The following is a 6,083-nucleotide window of genomic DNA, read 5'->3' on the forward strand; positions in this document are numbered from 1 at the left end:
CCACTACAACTGCCACCGTCCGCACAGCGCACTTGGTGGTCAGACACCCATGGCTCGACTGACGCTTGATCAAAACAACCTATTGAAGCTCCACAGCTAGCGCAGCATGAGCTAGTCGAAGTCGTCACACTAGTTAAGCTCGGCCATTGATTGACTTATTAATCAATCAATGGTACACATTACTTGATGAAAAGATCAAACACACAACTCTCCGCCCTTCTTGCTGAGCTCACCACCAAGGCGCGGACGCTTTCGCTGACGGACACCGAGTGGTCCGCACGCGCGAGGGTGCGTAACGAGACCCTCTCGCGCCTGCGCCGACGCAGCAGTTGCGACCTGTCCACGCTGCAAGCGCTGGCAGCCGCAGTGGACGCCCGCTTGGTCATCGACCACAGTACCGCCGCGACGGTGACTCCCGACGGCCATTTCCCGTCGTCTCTCGACCGCGACGACGAGGCGCGGCTGCTGAAGCTGGCCGCCTCCGGAGATCTGGCGTACGACGTATGGTCGGCGGCCGGACCGCGCTTCTTCATGGCCGGCCTGGCGGTGATGCTGGCCGGGGAACCCGGACTCGACCGGCGCGGCCTGCTGGCGCTGGCCGAACGCCTGCATCCCGGCGCTTCGGAACCGGCGGTGTTCGCGCGCTGGCTCGAGCGCAGCCCGCTGCGACCGTCGCGCTTCCTGCCGCTGCTGGCGATGGAACGAAAGCATGCAGCCTAGAAACAACGCCCAGCGCGAGTACCTGGCCGCCCTCGGCGAGATCGTGCAGCGCATCGCCGCATCCCTAGGCAATGTCGCACCGCAGGCCCTGCCGATCCGGATGTACATCGCCGGCGGCACGGCCCTGCACTTCTACACCGGCGAGCGTGTATCCAGGGACGTCGACGCCGCCTTCTCACGCCGCATCGCCCTGCCAGAGAACTTGGAAGTTGCTTACCGAGATGCCGACGGCGCCGCGCAGTTGCTGTACCTGGATCGCAACTACAACGACACCCTGGCATTGATGCACGAGGATGCCTACGACGACTCCCAGCCGTTCGCCCTCCCCGGCGTGGATCCCAGCGTGCTGGATGTGCGTCTGCTGTCGCCCCTCGACTTAGCCGTCAGCAAACTGGGGCGGTTTGCCGACCAGGATCGCGACGATATCGCCGCCCTGGCCCGGCATGGCCTGATCGACGCCGCCAGCCTGCGTCAACGCGCCGAAGCCGCATTGACCGCCTACGTCGGGGATACTGCAAGGGTGCAGAACACGATCGACATCGCCTGCCGCATCATCGACAACACCCGGATTTGATCAAACACTGTTGAACTTCACGCGCGAAACGCAACATCCGCTTGATCAATTGCTCACGAGTCATGCGCTGGAACGCCTGACGCTCGAGGCTGTAATCGTCGAACTGGAAGCACGACTGACGCCGGTCGTGGGCTTGCTTTCGTCCCTCCAGGACACCGCCATGCTGGTCACGCGCGCACTCGGCGATTGCCGGGCATGCAGAGGCAAAGCCTCATTCGGCAGAACTCGATCCAACCGCAATCATCTCTAGCGTGCTGCAGCGCCTGCAACTACGAATTCGCCACCTGGAATTACGTGAGGGGTCGCCAGCAAGACTCCTCTCTCCCCATCAAAACTGGCAAGCGAAGCGCGCAGGTCGTACGCATCAAGGGCGCAAGGGATCAAAGCCGAGTGGCCGCGACTCAGCCCACGAGCCCGATAGAGGCATATTGGGACGCCTCAACCAAGGCCCGCCTACGTTACGATAGGAAAAACGGTGCGAAAGAGGATCGCGATGGGAACCCAGGAGAAGAAGGAATCCAACGAGAACTACGAAGATCGCCTGATTCTTCGCTTCTCGCACAATGTCATCGAGCATCTCGGCCTCAAGCTATACCAGAACAAGCCAACCAACGTCTTGGCGGAACTGGTTTCCAACTCTTGGGATGCCGAAGCCAACAGAGTCTGGATTCATGTCGGAACTAACGACGACGGCGCACCGAGCAGCGTGATTGTCTCCGACGACGGCGTCGGGATGGATGAGTCCGTCCTGAAAAACAGTTACCTTCTGGTCGGAAAGAAGAAGCGCTCGTCCAAAGCGCCGGCTGAAAAGAGCGTCACGGGAATTCGCGACCTAATGGGTCGGAAGGGAATCGGCAAATTGGCCCCCTTCGGCGTCGCAAAACAGGTCGACCTAATCACGGTCGCAAACAAGACAGCGACGTGGCTGCGTTTCAATTACGACGAAATGCTGCAATCCGAGGAGAATCCAACCGCCTTTTCCGAGTACCGGCCCAAGGTGGTGGCGCGTAACAGATCAATGACCGATCTCCCTCTGACCGAGGCAGGTGCTGACGCCGATCACCTAAGGCAGTTCGTCAGCGACATCGACCAGAAGGGCAGCGGGACGTTCGTTAGAGCGTCTCTGCTGACGATCAGGAAGAACATCACTCCGGAAACTCTGATGGAGTCTTTGGGACGCCGATTCACCGTCACCCTCGCACGCCCGGACTTCGAAGTATTCGTCAACGGCCAGAAATTGGAGGAAAAACACGCTTTCCCGGAATGGGAGGTGCGATACCCAGACACCGGCATGGAAACCGACACCTTCGAGACCGCAAAGGGAACGAGGAGTGTGAAATTCTGGGCAGGCTTCGTAAACGAGGCCACATGGAGTCAGGAGCAAGCCGGCATAGGGGTATATGCTCACGGGAAGATCGCCCAAGATCGGCCATTCTTTTTCGGGAATCGCGGAAACGAAATCTACCTGCGGTACATGTACGCAGTCGTCGAAGCGGACTGGGTGGACGAACTCGAACGCGACACCATCTCGACCGATCGCACCTCAATCGATTGGGAGGATCCCGATTGCGTTGATTTCTACAAATGGGGAGAACGGCGCGTAAAGGACTGGATCAATCTCTACGACGCGCATCGGAAGAAGAAAGCGAAGGAAGAAAACGAGAAGATTGTGGAGCAGGTACTCCAAGAGAACGAATCATTGCACCTTCGCGATTCAGAGAGGACTCATTTGGTCGACCTACTTTCCGAAGTCACGCCACGCTTGGGTAAGGAGGCCGAGAACAGGGCACGGCTGGTCGAGGCCACAGCCAAGGCCCTGGACCCACGAGCCCGCGAGGCGGTTGATCAAGAAGCTATGGGACGAGGCGGCCCTGTTCGACGCCGACAAGTTCAGCCTAGTCCTGTCACAGTTGTCCGACCAGCTCGTACCCGAAAGCCTATCCTTGGCGGTAGTCTTTTCTCAGCGCGTCTACGCTCTCTCCCTCCTAGAGCGGCACATCACGCTCGGCAAGGAAACCCAACTCCAAATGCTGATCGAGCAGTTCCCTTGGATTCTCGACAACGACTACGATAGGTTCGTTCCGAGGAAGTCGCTGAAGAAGATCTGCGAAGAGGCAGAACAGGCCGGGCTGTCCGTAGTACGTCCGGTCCATTTGCCCACCCAGTCGGAATACACGAAGCCAGATTTCGTCTTCCTTGGCGCCACCGTTACCGGCGGTGCCGACCACGTCGTCGTGGTCGAGTTGAAAGGGCCGGACGATACGGCAGGATGGCCGGAATACGAACAACTCAACTCGTACGTTTCCTACCTCAAGTCCCGGTTCGGCAGCAGCAAGGTCGAGGGCGTACTGGTGGCACGCAGCCACGACGAAGGAGTCAAGGAGATCGCAGGCAAAACTATCGTGTTCAAGGAATGGAAGGACCTGTTGCTCCGATCACGCAAGGAGAACATGGAGCTTATCGCCGCCCTACTCGCAGGCAACGAAGCCGACGCCCAAGATTCCAGGGTTCAGCAGATCTGCGAACTTGGCGGGGAGGCCGTCACCAGCTTTCTTGCTCAGATGAGCGCACGCGACCCCGCCCTGCGCGAACTGGTCGAGAAGCTGAGCACGAAGAAACCCATTGCTTCCACCACCCTGCCCGTTGAGCTTTCCGTCTATGAAGAGGTCGAGCGCGACGCGACGGCTCATTCGGAAGGTAGCTGAGTCGAAGGGAACGCGCGGAACTGCCATGACCAAGCAAGGAAAAGACTCGGTATCAGCCGGCTCTACCCAAAAGGCGGCCTACGCCGGGGTGGCGCCCGAGACCAGTGCCCGCATGAAGGCCGTGCGCAGCCGCGATACCGATCCTGAGTTGCGCGTGCGCCGCGTACTGCATGCGATGGGGTGTCGATTTCGACTGCAGCGCAAGGATCTTCCAGGAACGCCCGATATCGTCCTGCCCCGCCACCAAAAGGTCGTATTGGTCCATGGCTGCTTCTGGCACGGACATGAAAGATGCAAGCGTGCGAGTATCCCAACGAACAACGCGGACACATGGCGCGAGAAGATCCGGCTCAACCAGCGCCGCGACGAAAGAAACATCACAGAGCTGTATGCTCTAGGATGGGACGTGCTCGTCGTATGGGAATGCGAGACGCGTGATCCGTCCTTGCTAGAGCATCGTTTGCGAAGTTTCGTTTTTCGACGCTGACCTGCCCGTGGGTGTTCGCTTGGAGGTATGCACCGAGGGCATCTGACCTTTGCCGGACTCGGCGTGCTCGAAATAGCTACGGGGATCTACGCGACCATCCTTTTTCGCGGCTTCGGCCAGTTTCGCCCACGCCTTCGCACAGCGCTCGTCGCCCATAGCCATCGGTGCACGCCCCCATTCACGCTTCACGATCCCATAGAGTACTTCGCCGTGCAGCTTGGTGAACGCGGGCGGAACGGCCTCGCCAATCATTTCGCGCACGTTCGTGTGCCCAAGTTTCTTAAGCGCGTTCCCCCATTTGAAATCGCTCGGGAAAGTTTGGAGGAGCGAGCATTCCAGAGGGCTGAGCAAGCGATTCTGTGTGGGATGAATCGTATAGTCACTACCAATGTGCCCGCTCGCGGTGGTGACCGTAGCGGCAGGGCGGTCGGCATACATCCGGCGATAGCTGCTCTTGAATCCCTTTACTAGCCGATAGCTACCATCCTTCTCCCGCACGATGGGACGAAGAAGCGGCTCCGAGCACTTAGGACAAGTGACCGTCTCAGGAAACACCTTGACAGGCCCACAGCGGTGACAAACGTCGTTGTCCCATGCACTGCGACCCGTGCCGCTCGGAATCGCTGCCACCATCGCGTACGTGCGCTCGTCCCATACGGGCACGGAGTGAAAGCCGGCGTACTCCTCTGCTTGAGCTGCTTCGGGCGTCGCCGCGTCTAGAGCTGGGAGTGCAAATGCTGCCAGCGCATCCGCAAGCGACACAGGTGTCGCATTGCCAACGTCGGGAGCATGCGTCGCCCGTGGAAACGGCGTCCTGCCGATGCGCAGCAGCTCCTTTAGTCCCGGTAGATCCCTGCGCACGAAAGTCAGGAAAGCTCTGTTGCGTGACTGCGGTATGCCGAAGTCGCAGAGGTCTGCGATCAGAGGAAACGCTACGTAGTGGTCGGCCAACGAGGCAATGAGATAGTTCGCGGCCGAAACCGGCTTCTTATCCTTCGGGTGATGCACCTTGCGAGTAAAGAAGGCCGGAACGTTCTCGACCACGATGAGGGAGGGCATCAGCTTCAGCGCGACCTTGGCAACCACCGTGACCAATAGATTGCGCTCGTCCTTTGAGCCGGCTTCGGCGTCATCGTGACTACCTTTACCCGAACGCGCAGAACTCATTCCTTGGCAAGGCGGGCATGCGCATAGCAGAGCTGGGCGCGCCTTCCCTGCACGTGCACGGTACTTCTTGATCACGGTCTGCCACGTCTTGCGTAAGTCGCCTGGAACGCCTTCAGCACCCGGATGATTGAGCAAACAAACGTCGAGACGGCGGGGATCTAGTTCGGCCATCACGTCAAAGCGAAAGCCCGCTTCGCGGTAGCCAACGTCCCCGGCACCGCAGTTGGAGAAAAGACTGACGGCGCGCAGCTTGCTCATGCCTTTCGCCCCTGACGCTTCTCGGCCCCCAGATCATGGACATCCAAGAATTGCTCATGAACCTTCTTCGCCCGGGTTGACCTGCCCCCATCAGCCGTACCAGTGATTACTGATAAAGCCCGGGGTTGGAGGGTACTGCGTTGTTGCCGGTTTGTGCGCGATGGTTGGCGGC

General features: G+C 59.5%; 7 protein-coding genes. 6 read left to right on the forward strand and 1 reads right to left on the reverse strand.

Annotated features, from left to right (window positions below):
• Nucleotides 1-186: 186 nt before the first annotated feature.
• The 6 genes from C7456_RS16555 to C7456_RS16570 all read left to right on the forward strand — a co-directional run bounded on the left by C7456_RS16555 (nucleotide 187) and on the right by C7456_RS16570 (nucleotide 4,486).
• Nucleotides 187-720 (forward strand): hypothetical protein, encoded by a 534-nt coding sequence (locus C7456_RS16555; protein ID WP_139942970.1) that lies wholly within the window; start codon nucleotides 187-189, stop codon nucleotides 718-720.
• On the forward strand, nucleotides 710-1,294 hold the full coding sequence (locus tag C7456_RS16560) for a DUF6036 family nucleotidyltransferase (RefSeq protein WP_109724913.1): 585 nt from the start codon (nucleotides 710-712) through the stop codon (nucleotides 1,292-1,294). Before C7456_RS16555 ends, C7456_RS16560 begins: the two co-directional genes overlap by 11 nt.
• Before the next feature lie 10 nt (nucleotides 1,295-1,304).
• Nucleotides 1,305-1,544, forward strand: a complete 240-nt coding sequence (locus C7456_RS17060) for a hypothetical protein (RefSeq protein ID WP_139942969.1) — start codon at nucleotides 1,305-1,307, stop codon at nucleotides 1,542-1,544.
• A 243-nt stretch (nucleotides 1,545-1,787) separates the two neighbouring features.
• Nucleotides 1,788-3,368 carry an ATP-binding protein gene (locus C7456_RS16565; protein WP_170120246.1) on the forward strand — a complete coding sequence of 527 codons (1,581 nt, stop codon included), beginning with the start codon at nucleotides 1,788-1,790 and terminating at the stop codon, nucleotides 3,366-3,368.
• Nucleotides 3,322-3,999 (forward strand): PDDEXK family nuclease, encoded by a 678-nt coding sequence (locus C7456_RS17275; RefSeq protein WP_170120247.1) that lies wholly within the window; start codon nucleotides 3,322-3,324, stop codon nucleotides 3,997-3,999. The genes C7456_RS16565 and C7456_RS17275 overlap by 47 nt, the downstream gene beginning before the upstream one ends.
• Nucleotides 4,000-4,024: 25 nt before the next feature.
• Nucleotides 4,025-4,486: a very short patch repair endonuclease gene (locus C7456_RS16570; RefSeq protein ID WP_245889921.1), complete on the forward strand. Its 462-nt coding sequence runs from the start codon at nucleotides 4,025-4,027 to the stop codon at nucleotides 4,484-4,486.
• Here C7456_RS16570 and C7456_RS16575 read toward each other — a convergent pair.
• Nucleotides 4,448-5,911 carry a DNA cytosine methyltransferase gene (locus C7456_RS16575; RefSeq protein ID WP_109724914.1) on the reverse strand — a complete coding sequence of 488 codons (1,464 nt, stop codon included), beginning with the start codon at nucleotides 5,909-5,911 and terminating at the stop codon, nucleotides 4,448-4,450. The two genes, C7456_RS16570 and C7456_RS16575, sit on opposite strands and share 39 nt — an antisense overlap.
• Between the last annotated feature and the right edge of the window lie 172 nt (nucleotides 5,912-6,083).

The organism is Fulvimonas soli (assembly GCF_003148905.1).
In the GTDB taxonomy this organism is placed as follows: Bacteria; Pseudomonadota; Gammaproteobacteria; order Xanthomonadales; family Rhodanobacteraceae; genus Fulvimonas; species Fulvimonas soli.

Bases quoted from the DNA above. Each gene is read 5' to 3' on its own strand.
- C7456_RS16570 (WP_245889921.1), top strand. From the start codon at position 4,025: ATGACCAAGCAAGGAAAAGACTCGGTATCAGCCGGCTCTACCCAAAAG.
- C7456_RS17275 (WP_170120247.1), top strand. From the start codon at position 3,322: ATGCTGATCGAGCAGTTCCCTTGGATTCTCGACAACGACTACGATAGG.
- C7456_RS16555 (WP_139942970.1), top strand. From the start codon at position 187: ATGAAAAGATCAAACACACAACTCTCCGCCCTTCTTGCTGAGCTCACC.
- C7456_RS16565 (WP_170120246.1), top strand. From the start codon at position 1,788: ATGGGAACCCAGGAGAAGAAGGAATCCAACGAGAACTACGAAGATCGC.
- C7456_RS16560 (WP_109724913.1), top strand. From the start codon at position 710: ATGCAGCCTAGAAACAACGCCCAGCGCGAGTACCTGGCCGCCCTCGGC.
- C7456_RS16575 (WP_109724914.1), bottom strand. From the start codon at position 5,911: ATGAGCAAGCTGCGCGCCGTCAGTCTTTTCTCCAACTGCGGTGCCGGG.